We start from the raw sequence: 16878 nt of genomic DNA on the forward strand, positions 1-16878 counted from the left end.
CCTGGGAAAGCCGTGAATGGCACATTGAGGGACTTGAAGTCCCTCAATGTGCCATTCACGGAATTGAACTAGGCGCCGATGCCGATGGCGAACACGTGCAGTGCGCCGCCGCTGACGTTGGCCGGCAGCGTCACGCTCGCCACCGTCTTGCCCGCGTCGAGGGTGATCGGGTTGGTGCCGAACACCATCGTGCGGATCTGCTGCGGGTCGCTGCCCGCGGCGTTGCGGTACGGCGTCGACAGCACGATCCGGTTGCCGAACGCCGGCTGGGCGCCGCCGCCACCGAGGGTCCAGTCGGAGAACCCGATGGTCGCGGTCGACTTGCTGCCGTCGGTGTAGGTGATCGTCAGCGTGCCGGACGCGTTGCCGTTGGACGCCGAGCCGAGCAGCGCCAGGCGGCCGGAACCGGACACGTTCACCGTCTGGCCGTTCGCGACCGCGTTGTCGGGGTCGCCGACCGGGAACGACGGCCAGGTGAACTTGATGCCGTCACTGGTCACCGCGGCGCCCGGGGTGGCGCCGGCCGCGGCCAGCGCGTCGGCCGAGTAGCTCCAGCCGCCGCCGTCGAAGTTGGCCGCCGACGAGTCGGAGTCCGGCGAAATCCCGGCGTTGTCGACCGTGGCGAGCCAGCTGTTCGGCTGGGCCACCAGCACCGTCAGCACCGCTTGCGTCGAGGCCACGCCCGGCGCCGAGAACGTCACCGGGATGCGACGGGCGCCGTCGGCCAGCCCCGCCGGAACCGAAACCGTCAGGTCGGCGTGCGCCTTGCCGCCCGCCGGGACGGCGATGCTGCCCGTCGCCGGGGTCAGCGTGATCCCGTCGACGCTGCCCGCGGTGTAGGTCCAGGTCCGGGCGGTACCGGAGAGGTCCTGGACCCCCACCGACGCCTTGGACGTCGACCCCGCGGGCGTCACCGCACGGGCCGGGTCCACAAAGGACAGGCTCGGCTTCTCCTGCTCGCGGAACGACGGCGGTGCGTCGGCCGCCGCGCTGCCCCACGAGGTCGCCGTGGCGGAGCGGGTGTAGTCGAGCGTGCCGCCGCCGGAGATCAGCGCCTCCGGCAGCCACGCCTTCGCAGCCGCGCCGCCGTTGACCTTCAGGCTGCCCACGTAGTCGCCGGTGCCCGGCGCGTTGACGGTGATCTTCTTGCCCGCGCCGGTGGTGAGCACGGCGTGCTCGAAGCGCGGGGTGACGAGCAGCGTCTCGGCGCGGCCCGGGATCTCCGGGTAGAGGCCGAGCGCGGACCAGACGTACCAGGCCGACATCTGGCCGAGGTCGTCGTTGCCGATCAGGCCCTCGGGACGCGGGTTGTACAGCTCGTCCATCGAGCGGTGCACGATCGACTGGGTCTTGGCCGGGGCGCCCGCGTAGGAGTAGACGTACGGCGCGTTGGAGTTCGGCTCGTTGCCCATGAAGGCGTACGGCTCCTGCGTGCCCGCGTTCAGCTGGGTGAAGAAGGTGTCCAGCCGGGACTGGGTCGCGGTGTTCCCGCCGAACGCCGTCACGACGCCGCCGAGGTCGTAGGGCACCATCCACTCGTACTGCGCGCCGTTGCCCTCGACCCAGCCCTGCGAGCTGGCGGGGTCGTAGCTGCCGGCGAACGAGCCGTCCGCGTTGCGCGGCTGCAGGTGCCCGGTCCCCGGGTTGTAGAGGTTCTGCCAGTTCTGCGCGCGCTTCATGAACGTCGTGTACGTCGCGCTGTCCCCGAGCCGCTTCGCGAACTCGGCGATGGAGAAGTCGGCGCTGGTGTACTCGAGCGTGTCCGCGCCGGCGCCGGGCACGTAACCCAGCTTCTGGTAGTCGTCCAGGCCCGGCCGCTCGGTGTAGCCCTGCGTCGGCTGGGTGGCGCCCTTGATCATGAGCAGCAACGCCTTCCGGGCGTCGAAGTCCCGCGCGCCGAACGCGTACGCGCTGGACACGATGATGTGGTACGGGTCGCCGTTCATGACACCGGTGTAGTCGTTGGCCACCGTCCAGCGGTCCCACGAACCGCCCTGCTCGGCGTAGGCCATCATCGACCGGACGATGTCCGACGTCTCCTTCGGGTCGATCGTCGCCAGGAGCGGGATCTCCGAGCGGTAGATGTCCCAGCCGGAGAAGTTCGTGTACATCGCGTGACCCTTGTCGGCCTGGTGGATCCGGCCGTCGAAACCGATGTACTGCCCGTTGGCGTCGGAGAAGACGTTCGGCTGGATCAGCGAGTGGTACAGCGACGTGTAGAACGTCGTCAGGTCGGCGTCGGAACCACCGGTGACGGCGATCTTGCCGAGCTGGTCGTTCCACGCCTTGCGTGCGCCGGCGGCCACGGTGTCGAACGACTTCTTCGTGTTCTCGGCCTTGAGGTTGGCCTTCGCACCGTCGACGGACACGAAGGACAGTCCGACCTGGACGTTCACCTGCGCGCCGGTGAGGTTGGCGAAGGTGACGTACCCGCCGCTGCCCGGGCCGGACACGGTGGTGTCCTGCTGCTTGGCCTTGGCCGGGCGCGCGAGGGACGCGTCGACGCCGTTGGGCTGGGCGACCTTTGCCCTGGCCCCACCGGTTTCGGCGGACTTGCCCGGCGTCACGGCGCCGTTCTTCCACGTGCCGATCGATTCGAACGGCGTGTCGAACTTCGCGGAGAAGTAGACGCGGTAGCTGTTCTTCGCCCCGCAGAAGCGGCCGCTCGTGGCCCAGCCGCTGATGGTGTCCTTGCCGATGGTGATCGACGCGTCGTCGGTGCCGTTGACCGAGCCGGACGTGTTCACCAGCAGCGTCGAGGACGCGCCGGCCGGGTAGGTCAGCCGCGCCGAACCCGTGCGCTGGGTCGCGCTCAGCTCGACCTTCGCGCCGCTGTCGAGGGTGACGTCGTAGGCGCCCGCGGTCGCGTGTTCGTTGGCGTGCGAGAACTTCGACGTGTAGTGCGCCGGGTCGGTCGCCGGAGAAGTCGTCACTTCGCCGACATAAGGGATGAACGGGATGTCTTGATAGGTAGAGCAGCCCGCGCCCGAAAGGTGCGTCAGGCTGAACCCGGTCAGGGCGTTGTCGTCGTAGAAGTACCCGCCGGGCTGGGACTTGACCGTGTCCGGGCTCCACTGGACCATGCCGAACGGCGCGACCGCGCCCGGGAACGTGTTGCCGGCACCGCCCCCGGTGCCGTGGTCGGCGCCGCCGGGACGGGTGCCGACGAAGGGGTTGACCCACTTCGCGAAATCCGTCGCCTGGGCCGCCGCGGCGGGCACAGCGGGAGCCACCGCTGCCGTCACCGCCAAAGTCAGGAACGCCAAACCGGCTCTGAAGCGCGCTCGCGCCATCGCCATCGCCTCTCCACCTCATCAGCGCGACCGGAAACGGTGCAATGACAACCTTGTCGCGCAGTCGGTCGAACCGGGCCACCTTGGGCAGCGCCTCACCAGACAGTCAAGGGTGCCGTCAAGACCTGTCCACTTCGGGACAGCATGATCAGCCGTCTGACCTACGACCTCAGTAGCCGAATCGGCACAATCCGCGCGCAGACCGTTGACAACCCACCGGAGGGTGGCGTTCAATCCCGGTCACTATGACAACGTTGTCTCCTCCCGGCCGGGACCGCGACGGCGCCCCGCGCACCGCGAGCAGGCGGGCCACGATGAGTGACGTGGCCCGGCTGGCGGGCGTGAGCATCAAGACCGTCTCGCGCGTGGTCAACGACGAACCGGCGGTGCACCCGGACACCGCCGAGCGGGTCATGGCGGCCATCGAGCAGCTGGGGTTCCGGCGCAACCTGGGGGCGCGCAACCTGCGCCGCGGGTCGACGACCGGCACCATCGGGCTGATCGTCGAGGACGTCGGCAACCCCTTCTACTCCGAGCTGAACCGCGCGGTGGAACGCATCGCGACGTCGTTCGGCCGCCAGGTGCTCACCGGCTCGTCCGAGGAGAACTCCGACCGCGAGCGCGAGCTCGTGCTGGAGTTCTGCGCGCGGCGGGTGGACGGCATCCTCGTCGTCCCGGCCGGCCTGCAGCACGGCTACCTGGTGCCGGAGATGCGCGCGGGGACGCCGGTGGTGTTCATCGACCGGCCGGCCGGCGACATCGTGGCCGACACCGTGCTGGTGGACAACCTCGGCGGCACCATCGAGGCGGTCACCCACCTGGCGAAGCACGGCCACCGGCGGATCGCGTTCCTCGGCGACAGCCCGGACATCTTCACCGCGGCCGAGCGCCTGCGCGGGTTCCGCGAGGGCTGCGTCCGCAACGGCATCTCCTACGACGAGTCGCTGGTCTCCATGCGGACGCCGACGCAGGAGGGCATCGGCGACGCGGTGAAGCGGCTGCTGCACGGCCCGGACGCGGCGACCGCGGTGATCGCGGGCAACAACCGGGTCGCGGTGCACCTGCTGCGGGCCCTGGCCCACGCCGAGTACCGCCCGGCGATGGTCGGCTTCGACGACTTCGAGCTGGCGGACCTGCTCGACCCGCCGGTCACCGTCGTCGCGCACGACGTGAGCGCCCTCGGCCACGCCGCGGCCGAGCTGCTCTTCGCGCGCGTCCAAGGAGATCAGTCCCCGCCCAGAAAGGTAGTCCTGCCCGTGCATCTCGTCGCCCGCGGTTCCGGTGAGGTCGCCCCGTGACCCTCGAACCCATCCGGCTCCCGGCCAACCAGCCGCCGCAGTTCTACCGCGGGGGCGACGCCATCGCCGCGCTGCGCGGGGCGTCGTCGGACAAGAAGTTCGGCCCGGAGGACTGGGTCGCCTCGATGAGCACCATGTTCGGCCAGGAGACCAACGGCCTGACCCGGCTCCCGGACGGCGCCTGGCTGCGTGACGCCGTCGTGGCGAACCCGAACGGCTGGCTCGGCGCGAAGCACGTCGAGGCGCTCGGGACGTCCACCGGGCTGCTGGTCAAGCTGCTCGACGCGGGCCAGCGGCTGCCCGTGCACTTCCACCCGGACGACGCGTTCGCGAAGCGACACTTCGACTCGCACTTCGGCAAGACCGAGGCGTGGATCGTGGTCGGCACCTACGGCGACGACCCGCGCGTGTACCCGGGCTTCAAGGAGACGCTGTCGAAGGACACCGTCTCCGAGTGGACGCGGGAACAGGACGTGCCGTCGATGCTGGGCGCGCTGAACAGCGTCCCGGTGACCGCCGGCGACACGGTCTACATCCCGGCCGGGCTGCCGCACGCGATCGGCGAGGGCGTGTTCGTCGTCGAGCTGCAGCAGCCGACGGACTTCTCGCTCACCATCGAGTGGCGTGACTTCCTGGCGTCGCCGGAGAAGGGCCACCTCGGGATCGGCTTCGACACGGCCATCGAGGCGCTGGACACCTCCGGCTGGGACGCCGGGCGCCTGGAGACCATCATCAAGCGCACCGCGGGCGACAGCGCGCCCACCGTGGACCTGCTGGCCGGCGGATCGGAGCGGTTCTTCCGAGCCGAGCAGCTGCGTACGGACAAGACGACAACGTTGTCACTCGACCCGTCGTTCGCGGTGCTCGTCGTCCTCGACGGCGAAGGCACCCTGCGCACCGAGCACGGCGGCGAGCACGCGCTGGCGAAGGGCGACACCTACGTCGTGCCGTTCGACGCCGGCCAGACCGAGCTGTCCGGCACGGCGACGGTGATCCGCTGCCGGCCGCCGGCGCCGGAAGAGAGGCACGGATGAGCGAAATCCTGCTGGAAGCGGTCGACCTGACGAAGCGCTACGGGTCGGTCGAAGCCTTGCGCGGAGCGGCTTTCCAGGCCCGCGCGGGCGAGGTGACGGCGCTGATCGGCGACAACGGCGCCGGCAAGTCCACCTTGGTCAAGTGCCTCTCGGGCGCGGAGCAGCCGACGTCGGGGAAGATCCTCCTCGACGGCGCCGAGGTGCACTTCGACTCGCCGACCACCGCCCGGCGGCTGGGCATCGAGACCGTCTACCAGGACCTGGCCGTCGCCCCCGAGCTGGACCCGGCCGCGAACCTGTTCCTGGGCCGCGAAATCCACCGCAAGGGCATCCTCGGCAAGCTCGGCATGCTCGACAAGGCCGAGATGCGGCGCCGTGCCGTCGAGGAGTTCCAGCGCCTCGGCGTGACGCTGCAGAGCACCGACGTCCCGATCGGCTCGCTGTCGGGCGGGCAGCGCCAGAGCGTCGCGGTCGCGCGTTCGGTCGTGTGGGCGTCGAAGGTCGTGTTCATGGACGAGCCGACCGCGGCCCTCGGTGTCGTGCAGCGCGAGCGCGTGCTCGACGTCATCAAGAAGGTGCGCGACAAGGGCATCGCCGTCGTGCTGATCAGCCACAACATGCCCGAGGTGCTGTCGGTCGCCGACCGCGTCGAGGTGCTGCGGCTCGGCAAGCGCGTCGCCCGGTTCACCGGGCCGGACACGAAGCTCGAGGACCTCGTCGCCGCGATGACCGGCGCACTCGTGCAGGAGGAGGCCGCGTGACCGTGTCCACTCCCCCGAAGGACATCCAGGAGACACCGGAAGCCGGCTTCGGCAAGCGCCCGCTGGGCAAGCGCCTGGTCGGTGCCAACACGTTCTGGATCGCGCTGGTGCTGGTGGCGCTGATCATCGTGTTCAGCGCGATCGCCCCCGGGGAGTTCGCGACGCTGTTCACCTTCCAGACGCTGCTCATCGAGACCGCGGTGCTGCTCGTGCTGTCGGTCGGGATGACGTTCGTGATCATCACCTCCGGCATCGACCTGTCCGTCGGGTCGGTGCTGATCTTCGCCGGCATGGTCGCGGGCAAGGTGATGGAGGCGATGTCCGGCGGCAACGCGTCGAGCGCCGGCTGGGGCGTCATCGTCGTCGGCCTGATCGCCGCGGTCGTCGCCGGGACGGTCTGGGGGCTGATCAACGGCTTCCTCATCGCGGTGGCGGGGATCCCGCCGCTGATCGTCACGCTCGGCACCATGGGTGCGGCGCTCGGCGCGGCCTACCTGCTCAACAACGGGTCGGACGTGCGCAGCGTGCCCGTCGTGCTCAACCAGACCCTCGGCTACGGCACCTCGTTCGGCGTGGTGCCGAACCTGGTCATCGTCGCCGTGGTGATCACGCTGATCGGCGCGTGGCTGCTGCACACCACCAAGTTCGGCCGGTACACCTACGCGGTCGGGTCCAACGCCGAAGGCGCGCGGCGCGCCGGCATCGGCGTCACGGCGCACCTGCTGAAGGTGTACACGCTGACGGGCTTCCTGGCCGGGATCGCCGGGTTCCTCTCGCTGGCGTACTACGCGTCGACCACGATCTCGGCGCACACCACCGACAACCTCAACGCGATCGCCGCGGTCGTGATGGGCGGGACGAGCCTCTTCGGCGGCGTCGGCACGGTGCTGGGCACGGTGATCGGCGTGTTCATCCCGGCGGTGCTGAAGAAGGGCTTCAACATCACCCACGTCCAGGACTTCTGGCAGATGATCGCCGTCGGCGCGGTGCTCATCGCCGCCGTCTGGTTCGACCAGCGGCGCCGCCGCCGTCGCAACTCCCGCTGAATCCCCCTGAGTACAAAGAGGTGCTTATGAAGCTGACCAAGACTCTCACCGCCATGGGTGCCGTGGTCTCCGCCGCGGCCCTGCTCACCGCGTGCGGGTCCGGCACGGTGGGGCAGACCGGGTCCGGCGGCAGCCAGGCCGGCTCGGCCGGTTCCAAGAAGCTGGCGCTCATACCGGGCGTGCAGGCCGAGCCGTTCTACATCTCGCTGCAGTGCGGCGCGCAGGCCGAGGCGAAGAAGCTGGGCTACGAGCTGACCACGCAGGCCCCCCAGAAGTTCGACGCGGCGATGCAGACCCAGCTCGTCAACGCCCTCGGCTCGAACCCGCCGGCGGCACTGCTCATCGCCCCGACCGACGACACCGCGATGCTCGCGCCGATCCAGCAGGTCAAGGCGCGCGGCGCGAAGATCGTCGAGGTCGACACCTCGCTCAAGGACACGAGCGTGGCCGCGTCGTCCGTCTCCTCCGACAACGCCTCGGGCGGCAAGCTCGCGGCCCAGACGATGGCCAAGCTCGCGAACGGCAAGAGCGGCTCGGTGCTGGTGCTCGACACGATCGCCGGCACGTCGACCACGGCGGCCCGCGCGAAGGGCTTCGAGGACGAGCTGAAGAACACCCCGAACCTGAAGTCGATCGGCGTCCAGTTCACCCAGAACGAGCCCGACCAGGCGGCTTCGAAGGTGACGGCGGCGCTGTCGTCGACCCCGGACCTGATCGGCGTCTTCGCGACCAACCTCAACACCGGTGAGGGCGCGGCGACCGGCCTGCGCAACGCGGGCAAGGTCGGCGCGGTGAACCTGATCGGCTTCGACGCCAGCCCGTCCGAGGTCGAGGGCCTCAAGAACGGCCAGTACCAGGCCCTGATCGCCCAGGACCCGGCCTCGATCGGCACCCAGGGCGTCCAGCAGGCCGTGGCGGCCGTCGAGGGCAAGCCGGTGACGCGGAACCTGACCGCGGAGCTGCACTCGATCACCAAGGCGGACATGGACGCGAACTCGCAGTACTTCTACAAGCAGTCCTGCTGATCCCCTCATCCAGCGGCGGGGCCGTGCCGAGACCCGGCACGGTTCCGCCGCTTTCACCTTCTGTCCGTCAGCTCCTCCGGTGATGGTTGTCAATCCGCTCACCAGGCGATTTCACCAACGCCGATCGCTCACTGCCGGTCATCGCGGCCCGGGCGCCGCTCACCGCACAGCCGGTTCCCCTGTCCGGGTGGCCCGCGTCACACTCATCTGCACATGCATCGGCACATGCATGATCGCAGGGAGGGTGCGATGAACTACGAGCGGCCGGCGGCACACCGGACGATTCTCGCCGTGGACGTCGAGGGCTACGGCGACCAGCGCAGGACCACCCCACACCGCCTGGCGTTGCGCGAAGGGCTGTACCGGGCGCTGTTCCGGGCCTTCGACGACACCGGCGTCCCGTGGTGGCACTGCCGGAGAGAGGACTGCGGAGACGGCGTCTTCGTCCTCGTCCCGGCGGAGATCCCCAAAGGACCCTTCGTCGAGTTCCTGCCCAACGCCCTCGCCGTGGCGCTGCACCGGCACAACCTGACCCACCACGCCGAGGCCCGGATCCGGCTGCGGATGGCGCTGCACGCGGGCGAAGTCGCCTTCGACGACTTCGGCGTCACCGCGCCGGCGATCAACCAGACGTTCCGGCTCCTGGAGGCCGCACCGCTGAAGGAAGCGCTCCGGGGGTCACGCGGGGTGCTGGCGCTGATCACGTCAGCGTGGTTCTTCGACGAGGTCGTCCGGCACAGCGACGGGCTCGACCCGACGACGTTCCGGCCGGTGCCGGTGGCGGTCAAGGAGACCCGCACGACCGGCTGGATCTCGCTGCCGGACCGGCCGTACCCGGCCGACGCGAGCCTGCTGGGCCGGGAGCGCGCCCCGGTCACCGCGCTCCACGACTACCGCACCTGGCGCCGCTTCCGCCGCCACGCCCAGGTGCTGGCCGACCACGACGACCCCGCGTAGCCGTAGGATCTGGTGCCCTGGACACCGTCGCCGAGGGGAGGCCCGATGACCGTGCACCTGCGCCCGGCCTCCCGTGCCGACCCGCTGCCGGTGCTCGCCGCCGCCCGCCGGATCACCGACGACCTGCGCGACGGCCTCGCCGGCACCCGGGCCCGCCGCGCCGCGCACGGCCTGCGCCGCCTGTTCGGCTTCCCGGGGCTCGGCCTCACCGACCTGTCCGGCTCGCTGCTGTGGTCGGGGCGGCCGGGGCCGGACACGGTCGTCGCGACGGTGCTCGACGGCGTGCTCCACTCCGAGGAAGCCGGCTCCGCGGCGGACGTCCTCGTGCTGCCGTTGCACGTCCACGACGAACTGGCCGGGGCGCTGCTGGTCGTCGGCGACGTCCGGGACGCCGTCGCCGGCCAGGCCGCCGACCTGGTCGTGCAGGCGTTGGAACGCGGGCGGCTGGAGGCGTCGGCGGACCAGGCGGCGCAGGCCGAACTGCGCGCGCTGCGGGCGGAGATGTCCCCGCACTTCGTCTACAACGCGCTGACCGTCATCGCGTCGCTGGTGCGCTCGGACCCCGACCGCGCCCGCGACCTCATGCTCGACTTCGCCGACTACACGCGCTACAGCCTGGCGCGGCACGGCGAGTACACGGTGGTGGCCGAGGAGTTCCGCGCGATCGAGACGTACCTCGCGCTGCAGCGGGCGGTGCTCGGCGAACGGCTGCGCGTCCAGGTGCGGGTCGCCCCGGAGATCCTCGCCGTCGCGGTCCCGTACCTCGTACTGGAGCCGTTGGTGGAGAACGCGATCCGGCACGGCATCGAGCCGCGGTCGGGCACCGGGCTGGTCCAGGTGCACGGCCAGGCGGAAGGGAACGACTGCGTGATCTTCGTCGAGGACGACGGGGTCGGCATGGACCCCAAGCGAGCGGCGGACATCCTGGCCGGGCGCACCGGCGAGGACGATGCCGCAGGTATGGGATTGGCCAATGTGGACAGACGGCTGCGGGACGTCTACGGCGCCTGGTACGGGCTGACCGTCGAAACCGAAGTCGGTGCGGGTACCCGGGTGATCGTGCGGGTGCCGCGGTTCCAGCCGGGGGTGCTGCCGTGACCGGCCTGCGCGTCCTCGCCGTCGACGACCTGCCGCCCGCTTTGGACGAACTCTGCACCATGCTGCGCGATTCGCCCGAAGTCGGCGAAGTCGTCGGCGCGGCCGACGCGCTGAAGGCGTTGAAGCTGCTTCAGGCCGACCGTTTCGACGCGGTGTTCCTCGACATCTCGATGCCGGGCCTCGACGGTCTCGAGCTCGCGTCGCTGCTGGCGAAGCTGAGCGAACCGCCGGTGATCGTGTTCGTCACGGCCCACGACGGGCACGCGGTGACGGCGTACGGCATCGGCGCCGTCGACTACCTGCTGAAACCGGTCCGCGCCGAACGGCTTTCCGCGGCGCTCGCGAAGGTCGCGCGGATGGCGACGCCGTCGGGACGCCCGACGCCCGACGCGATGGCCGCGCTCCCGGTGGAGTCCGGCGGGCGCACCCGGTACGTCCGCCGCGACGACGTCCTGTTCGTCGAGGCACACGGCGATTACGTCCGCCTCCACACCCGCGGCGGCGTGCACCTGGTGCGGATGCCGATCTCGCGACTCGAGGAATACTGGGAGGGCACCGGGTTCAGCCGGGTGCACCGCGGGTTCCTCCTGTCCGTCGGAGCGGTGCTGGAGCTGCGCAGCGACACCGCGGGCGGGCTCCTGGCCCACACTGAAGCCGGCGACGTCCCGGTCAGCCGCCGCCACGCCCGCGACCTGCGGGACAGGCTGCTCGAAGCCGCCCAGCGCGGCCAGCTCGGACCGGGCCCCCGATGAGCCGCCGCCCCGAAGCGGCCTGCCGCCAGGCCGGGCCCACGGCGAACCCCCCACCCGAAGCCGCCCGCCACCAGGCCGGGCCGCGATGAGCAAGATCCGCCGGGTCGCCGTCACCAGCCCGCAGACCCGCCTCGCCCACGCGCGGCGGCGCTCCCGCCACCGCTGGCGCCAGCCCCGCCTGCCCGTGGGTGACACCCAGCGCGCCACCACCCTCTACCGCGCACAACGCCGGCGCGGCGTCCCCGCCCTGGTGCTGATGTTCGCGCTGCTGCTCGGCCTGCCGGGCATCTTCGCGATCTTCCCCGGACTGGACACCGTGCGGCTGCTGGGAATCCCGGTGTCCTGGCTGATGATCGCGGTCCTGCCGTACCCGGCGATGGCCGTACTGGCCCGCTGGCAGCTGCGCCGCGCCGAGCGCCTCGAGGATGACCCATGACCAAAGCGCCCCAATGTGGCGTTGGTTGCGTCCCACGCACCCAATGTGGCGTTCGGTGCGTCCCACGCACCGAACGCCACATTGGGGCGCTCGCAGGCGGAGCGCGCTAGTGGGCGTCGCGCTCGCCGTCGCGCCGGTCGTGCTCGTGACGCTGCTCATCGGCGTCCGCGGGGTCGCCGCCATGCGCACCACGTCGGACTTCCTCGTGGCGTCCCGGCGGATCTCGCCCCTGGTGAACTCGGCCGCGGTTTCCGGTGAATACCTGTCGGCGGCGTCCTTCCTCGGCGTCGCCGGGCTCGTCGTCAAGGACGGCATCGGGGCGCTCTGGTACCCCGTCGGCTTCACCGCCGGCTACATCGCGATGCTCGTGCTGGTCGCCGCCCCGATGCGGCGCTCGGGCGCGCTGACCGTCCCCGACTTCGCCGAAGCCCGGCTCAACTCCCCCGCGCTGCGCCGCCTCGCCGCCGTCGTCGTGCTGGTGATCGGCACCATCTACGTCGTCCCGCAGTTCCGCACCGCCGGCCTGGTGCTCACCGCGGTCGGCCACACGCCGTACTGGGTCGGCGTCGTGCTGGCCGGCGCCGCGGTCAGCGTCACCCTGGCCCTCGGCGGCATGCGCGCGGCGACGTACGTCCAGGCGTTCCAGTTCGTGCTGAAACTCCTGCTGTTCCTCATCCCGGCCATCTGGCTGGTGCTGCAGGCCGGCGCGGTCAACCGCACCGACGCCCTCAACCCGGTCGAGTTCACCCACTTCACCCGCGAGACGCCGGTCAAGTTCGAAGTCGACGTCACGATGGAGATCCGCGAGCCGACCACCGTCCGCCGCAACGGCGTCGCGGAAACCCTGCCGCCGGGCGAGTTCACCGCACACAGCCAGGACGAGGTCGTGTTCGGCGCGGGCACCGCGGTCCCGGCGGTCCGCGGCGGAGCTCCGCTCGGCGGGCACGACTGGCAGCGCCCGCTGCTCGACCTCGGCGACCAGGGCTACCCGCTGCTCGGCACGTGGGCCGTGCTCGTCGCGACCATGCTCGGCACGATGGGCCTGCCGCACGTGCTCATGCGCTTCCACACCAGCCCCGACGGCCGCGCCGCGCGCCGGACCGCCGCGATCACGGTCGCGCTGCTCGGCGTCTTCTACCTCTTCCCCGGCGTCTACGGCGTCCTCGGCCGCGTCCTCGTTCCCGGGCTGTACCTGTCGGGCGCGACCGACACCGTGGTCGTCGCGCTGCCGTACCAGGTGGACAGCGGCTGGGCCGGCGGCCTCTTCACGGCGTTGCTGACCGCGGGCGCGTTCGCCGCGTTCCTGGCGACGTCGCTCGGCCTGCTGCTGGTGATGTCCGGCGCGATCGCGCACGACCTCGTCCCCGGCGGGCTGCGGCGGCTGCGGATCGCCGTGTTCGGCGTCGCCGGCGTGATGGTGCTGCTGGCGCTGCGTTCGGCGGAGCTCGACGCCGGGGTGCTCGTCACGTGGGGCTTCACCGTGGCCGCGTCGACGTTCTGCCCGCTGCTCGTGCTCGGCATCTGGTGGCCGCGGCTGACCGCGGCCGGCGGGATCGCCGGGGTGCTGACGGGGCTCGTCGCCTCGTCCGGCTCGATCTTGTTCGCGCTGGCCGGGCCGCCGCTGCGCGGCTGGGTGGCGATCTTGGTGCAGCAACCGGCACCCTGGTCGGTACCGCTGGCGTTCGGCGTAATGGCGCTGGTCTCCCTGCGGGGCAGGCCACCCGCCTGGTCGACGGCGGCGATGTTGCGCCTGCATCTCGACGAACCCCGTTCGACGGGACCTCGCGACCGTTCGTCAACCGTTCGTCGTCTGGCCCGGCTGTTGAGCCGCTGAATCTTCACGCGAGACTCACACGTCCCTACGGTGTCGCAGGTCACTTTCCGCAACGTCGCAGGGAGCAGCGATGAGCACGACGGACACCGGCGGCGGGCCCCCGGACACGTCAGAGACCATCTGGGAACGCGCGCACGAAAGCACCGAGTTCCGCGAGCTGCGCAGCCGGCTGCGGCGGTTCGTCTTCCCGATGACCGCGGTGTTCCTCCTCTGGTACCTGCTCTACGTGCTCCTCGCGGACTACGCGCACGGCTTCATGAGCACCAAGGTGTTCGGCAACATCAACGTCGGCCTGATCTTCGGCCTGCTGCAGTTCGTCTCGACGTTCGTCATCACCGGCCTCTACGTCCGGTACGCGAACCGGAAGCTGGACCCGGTCGCGGAGAAGATCCGTGAGGACATCGAAGGCGACTCTGCGAAGGAGCAGGCATGACGACGACCATCGCCGCGGGAGTGGAAGGCAGCAACCCGCTCCTCAACATCCTCATCTTCGCCGCCTTCGTCGTCGTCACGCTGGTGATCGTGTTCAGGGCCAGCCGCAACACGAAGACGGCATCCGACTACTACGCCGCCGGCCGCGCCTTCACCGGTCCCCAGAACGGCATCGCGATCTCGGGTGACTACCTTTCCGCGGCGTCGTTCCTCGGCATCGCGGGCGCGATCGCCATCAACGGGTACGACGGCTTCCTCTACTCCATCGGCTTCCTCGTCGCGTGGCTCGTCGCGCTGCTGCTGGTCGCGGAACTGCTGCGCAACACCGGCAAGTTCACGATGGGCGACGTGCTGGCGTTCCGCATGAAGCAGCGCCCGGTCCGGGCCGCGGCCGCGACGTCGACGCTGGCCGTGTCGTTCTTCTACCTGCTCGCGCAGATGGCCGGGGCCGGCGGTCTCGTCGCGCTGCTGCTCGGCGTCGAAGGCGGCGGCGCGCAGGCGCTCGTCATCGCCGTGGTCGGCGTGATCATGATCGCCTACGTCCTGATCGGCGGCATGAAGGGCACCACCTGGGTGCAGATCATCAAGGCCGCGCTGCTGATCATCGGCGCGCTCGTGATCACCCTGTGGGTGCTCGGCAAGTACAACTTCAACTTCTCCAGCCTCCTGCAGGCCGCCGTCGACAAGGCGGGCAAGGCCGGGGAGACGCTGCTCGGCCCGGGCAAGCAGTACGGCGCCACCGGAACGTCCAAGCTGGACTTCTTCTCCCTCGGCATCGCGCTGGTGCTCGGTACTGCGGGTCTGCCGCACGTCCTGATGCGCTTCTACACGGTGCCGACCGCTCGCGACGCGCGTCGCTCGGTGGTCTGGGCGATCGTGCTGATCGGCGTGTTCTACCTGTTCACGCTGGTCCTCGGCTACGGCGCGGGTGCGCTGGTCGGGCCGGACACGATCAAGAAGGCGCCGGGCGGGGTCAACTCCGCGGCCCCGCTGCTCGCGCTCGAACTGGGCGGGCCGGTGCTGCTGGGCCTGATCTCCGCGGTCGCGTTCGCGACGATCCTCGCGGTGGTCGCCGGCCTGACGATCACGGCGTCCGCGTCCTTCGCCCACGACGTCTACGCGAACGTCGTCAAGCGCGGCAAGACGTCGCCGGACTCCGAGGTCAAGGTCGCCCGGATCACCGCGGTGGTGATCGGCGCCCTCGCGATCGGCGGCGGCATCCTGGCCAACGGGCAGAACGTGGCGTTCCTGGTGGCGCTGGCCTTCGCGGTGGCGGCATCGGCGAACCTGCCGACGATCCTCTACTCGCTGTTCTGGAAGCGGTTCAACACCCAGGGTGCGCTGTGGTCGATCTACGGCGGCCTGGCCATCACGATCGTGCTGATCGTGTTCTCCCCGGCGGTGTCCGGGAAGAGCACGTCGATGATCAAGACCGTCGACTTCGCCTGGTTCCCGCTGAGCAACCCCGGCATCGTCTCGATCCCGGCCGCGTTCATCCTGGGCTGGCTGGGCACGGTCCTGTCCAAGGAGCACGACGAGAAGAAGTACGCCGAGATGGAGGTCCGTTCCCTGACCGGCGCGGGCGCCGAGAAGGCCGTCGTCCACTAGAGGCGCTTTTCGGCAGGCGCCACGACACCGAAGGCCGCCGCGAGGGTGTTCCCGATCCCCTCGCGGCGGCCTTCGGCCATCAGTACGGCAGTTTCCCCTCGGCGACACCCGCGACGGCCGCTTCGAACTGCGTGCGGACGTACTGCCAGAGCCCGCCGCCGAGCGAAATCCTCGCCACCCCCAGTTCGGCGAGGCCGTCCAAGCCCGGGCTGCCCGGCCACGCGGGCGCGTTGACGGCGCCGCCGGCCCCCTGCACGAACTCCGCGATCAGCTCGGGCGTGCGCAGGTGGATCGGGTAGACGCAGTCGGCGCCCGCCTCGAGGTAGGCCCTCGCCCGGGCGACGCCGTCGGCGAGGTGGTCCTTCGGATCCACCCCGCGGAAGGAGTCGACGCGGGCGTTGATCACCAGGCCGTCGCCCGCCGCCTCGCGCAGGGCGGCGATCCGCTCCGCCTGCTCGGCGACCGGCCGTACCTCGCCCGTGGCGTGGTCGGTGTCCTCGAAGTTGCAGCCGACGGCGCCGGCGTCGAGCAGCCGGCCCGCCAGCTCGTTGCCGGAGAGGCCGTAGCCCGACTCGGCGTCGACCGTCACGGGGACGCTCACGGCCTTCGCGATGCGCTTCGCCGCGGCGAACATCTCCCCGGCCGGGGCCTTTTCGCCGTCGGGGAAGCCGAGCGCGGCGGCCACGGCGACCGAGCTGGTCGCCACGGCCGGGAACCCGGCGGCCTCGACGAGCTTGGCCGTGTCGGCGTCCCACGCGTTCGGCAGGACCAGGGGCTTGCCGGGGACGTGCAGCGCCTTGAGCGCGGCGGCCGTCACGCGTCGCGCTTCGGGAGCGGCGTGTGGCTGGTGATCGTCATCCGGTTCCAGCTGTTGATCGCGATGACCTCCCACGCGACCGCGCGGTACTGCTCCTCGGTGAACACCCGCGCCGCCTCTTCGTAGACGTCGTCGGGCACGGTCTGGGTCGCGGACAGCCTGGTCATCGCCTCGGTGAGGGCGAGGGCGGCCTGCTCCTGCTCGGTGAAGAGATCCGTCTCGCGCCAGCCGTCGAGCACGAACAGCCGCCGCGGCGACTCGCCCAGCTCCAGCGCGTCGCGCGAGTGCATGTCGAGGCAGTACGCGCAGCCGTTGATCTGGGACGCGCGGGTCTTGACCAGTTCGAGGAGCTTGGGGTCGAGGCCGGCGTTCGCCCCGGCCTTGTTGACCTCGGCCTGCAGGGTGGCCATCGCCTGGTAGAGCTCGGGCGCCTGCCCGAGTCCGATTCGCTTCGTCATGGTTTCCACGCTAGCCCGAACTGGTCCAC

Annotated in this window: 15 protein-coding genes; 12 read left to right on the forward strand and 3 right to left on the reverse strand. The window is 70.7% G+C overall.

Going from position 1 to position 16878, the window contains the following annotated elements:
• Window positions 1-68: 68 nt before the first annotated feature.
• Window positions 69-3299, reverse strand: coding sequence for a GH92 family glycosyl hydrolase (locus QRX60_RS02840; RefSeq protein WP_408630200.1), 3231 nt, complete (start codon window positions 3297-3299; stop codon window positions 69-71).
• A 308-nt stretch (window positions 3300-3607) separates the two neighbouring features.
• On the opposite strand from QRX60_RS02840, the gene QRX60_RS02845 reads away from it, so the two are divergent.
• The 12 genes from QRX60_RS02845 to QRX60_RS02900 all read left to right on the forward strand — a co-directional run bounded on the left by QRX60_RS02845 (window position 3608) and on the right by QRX60_RS02900 (window position 15574).
• Complete coding sequence (locus QRX60_RS02845; protein WP_086673103.1) at window positions 3608-4591, forward strand: LacI family DNA-binding transcriptional regulator; 984 nt, start codon at window positions 3608-3610, stop codon at window positions 4589-4591.
• Window positions 4588-5625 (forward strand): class I mannose-6-phosphate isomerase, encoded by a 1038-nt coding sequence (locus tag QRX60_RS02850; RefSeq protein WP_285999238.1) that lies wholly within the window; start codon window positions 4588-4590, stop codon window positions 5623-5625. The genes QRX60_RS02845 and QRX60_RS02850 overlap by 4 nt, the downstream gene beginning before the upstream one ends.
• On the forward strand, window positions 5622-6386 hold the full coding sequence (locus tag QRX60_RS02855) for an ATP-binding cassette domain-containing protein (RefSeq protein WP_285999239.1): 765 nt from the start codon (window positions 5622-5624) through the stop codon (window positions 6384-6386). The genes QRX60_RS02850 and QRX60_RS02855 overlap by 4 nt, the downstream gene beginning before the upstream one ends.
• The gene (locus QRX60_RS02860; protein ID WP_285999240.1) at window positions 6383-7432 is read left to right on the forward strand and encodes an ABC transporter permease; all 1050 of its coding nucleotides are present in this window, start codon (window positions 6383-6385) and stop codon (window positions 7430-7432) included. The genes QRX60_RS02855 and QRX60_RS02860 overlap by 4 nt, the downstream gene beginning before the upstream one ends.
• 26 nt (window positions 7433-7458) lie before the next feature.
• Complete coding sequence (locus QRX60_RS02865) at window positions 7459-8457, forward strand: ABC transporter substrate-binding protein (protein ID WP_285999241.1); 999 nt, start codon at window positions 7459-7461, stop codon at window positions 8455-8457.
• A gap of 249 nt (window positions 8458-8706) precedes the next feature.
• A complete protein-coding gene (locus tag QRX60_RS02870; RefSeq protein ID WP_285999242.1) occupies window positions 8707-9414 on the forward strand; it encodes a hypothetical protein in 708 nt (235 codons plus the stop codon).
• A 45-nt stretch (window positions 9415-9459) separates the two neighbouring features.
• Window positions 9460-10512 (forward strand): sensor histidine kinase, encoded by a 1053-nt coding sequence (locus QRX60_RS02875; protein WP_285999243.1) that lies wholly within the window; start codon window positions 9460-9462, stop codon window positions 10510-10512.
• On the forward strand, window positions 10509-11264 hold the full coding sequence (locus tag QRX60_RS02880; RefSeq protein WP_285999244.1) for a LytR/AlgR family response regulator transcription factor: 756 nt from the start codon (window positions 10509-10511) through the stop codon (window positions 11262-11264). Before QRX60_RS02875 ends, QRX60_RS02880 begins: the two co-directional genes overlap by 4 nt.
• An 85-nt stretch (window positions 11265-11349) precedes the next feature.
• On the forward strand, window positions 11350-11700 hold the full coding sequence (locus tag QRX60_RS02885; protein ID WP_285999245.1) for a hypothetical protein: 351 nt from the start codon (window positions 11350-11352) through the stop codon (window positions 11698-11700).
• 109 nt (window positions 11701-11809) lie between these two features.
• Entirely contained in the window at window positions 11810-13534 is a 1725-nt protein-coding gene (locus QRX60_RS02890) for a sodium/solute symporter (protein ID WP_285999246.1), read from the forward strand.
• Window positions 13535-13604: 70 nt separating this feature from the next.
• Complete coding sequence (locus tag QRX60_RS02895) at window positions 13605-13967, forward strand: DUF485 domain-containing protein (RefSeq protein ID WP_013223484.1); 363 nt, start codon at window positions 13605-13607, stop codon at window positions 13965-13967.
• Window positions 13964-15574: a solute symporter family protein gene (locus QRX60_RS02900; protein ID WP_285999247.1), complete on the forward strand. Its 1611-nt coding sequence runs from the start codon at window positions 13964-13966 to the stop codon at window positions 15572-15574. The genes QRX60_RS02895 and QRX60_RS02900 overlap by 4 nt, the downstream gene beginning before the upstream one ends.
• Window positions 15575-15653: 79 nt before the next feature.
• On the opposite strand, the gene QRX60_RS02905 is transcribed toward QRX60_RS02900, so the two are convergent.
• Both QRX60_RS02905 and QRX60_RS02910 read right to left on the reverse strand, forming a co-directional pair.
• Entirely contained in the window at window positions 15654-16391 is a 738-nt protein-coding gene (locus QRX60_RS02905) for an isocitrate lyase/PEP mutase family protein (protein ID WP_285999248.1), read from the reverse strand.
• On the reverse strand, window positions 16388-16849 hold the full coding sequence (locus QRX60_RS02910) for a carboxymuconolactone decarboxylase family protein (protein ID WP_285999249.1): 462 nt from the start codon (window positions 16847-16849) through the stop codon (window positions 16388-16390). The genes QRX60_RS02905 and QRX60_RS02910 overlap by 4 nt, the downstream gene beginning before the upstream one ends.
• Between the last annotated feature and the right edge of the window lie 29 nt (window positions 16850-16878).

It is taken from the genome of Amycolatopsis mongoliensis, from assembly GCF_030285665.1.
Classification (GTDB): domain Bacteria; phylum Actinomycetota; class Actinomycetes; order Mycobacteriales; family Pseudonocardiaceae; genus Amycolatopsis; species Amycolatopsis mongoliensis.

What these genes read in the sequence shown, in the direction of transcription:
- QRX60_RS02875 (WP_285999243.1), top strand. Translation starts at nt 9,460, where the DNA reads ATGACCGTGCACCTGCGCCCGGCCTCCCGTGCCGACCCGCTGCCGGTG.
- QRX60_RS02870 (WP_285999242.1), top strand. Translation starts at nt 8,707, where the DNA reads ATGAACTACGAGCGGCCGGCGGCACACCGGACGATTCTCGCCGTGGAC.
- QRX60_RS02845 (WP_086673103.1), top strand. Translation starts at nt 3,608, where the DNA reads ATGAGTGACGTGGCCCGGCTGGCGGGCGTGAGCATCAAGACCGTCTCG.
- QRX60_RS02885 (WP_285999245.1), top strand. Translation starts at nt 11,350, where the DNA reads ATGAGCAAGATCCGCCGGGTCGCCGTCACCAGCCCGCAGACCCGCCTC.
- QRX60_RS02910 (WP_285999249.1), bottom strand. Translation starts at nt 16,849, where the DNA reads ATGACGAAGCGAATCGGACTCGGGCAGGCGCCCGAGCTCTACCAGGCG.
- QRX60_RS02840 (WP_408630200.1), bottom strand. Translation starts at nt 3,299, where the DNA reads ATGGCGATGGCGCGAGCGCGCTTCAGAGCCGGTTTGGCGTTCCTGACT.
- QRX60_RS02895 (WP_013223484.1), top strand. Translation starts at nt 13,605, where the DNA reads ATGAGCACGACGGACACCGGCGGCGGGCCCCCGGACACGTCAGAGACC.
- QRX60_RS02900 (WP_285999247.1), top strand. Translation starts at nt 13,964, where the DNA reads ATGACGACGACCATCGCCGCGGGAGTGGAAGGCAGCAACCCGCTCCTC.
- QRX60_RS02855 (WP_285999239.1), top strand. Translation starts at nt 5,622, where the DNA reads ATGAGCGAAATCCTGCTGGAAGCGGTCGACCTGACGAAGCGCTACGGG.
- QRX60_RS02865 (WP_285999241.1), top strand. Translation starts at nt 7,459, where the DNA reads ATGAAGCTGACCAAGACTCTCACCGCCATGGGTGCCGTGGTCTCCGCC.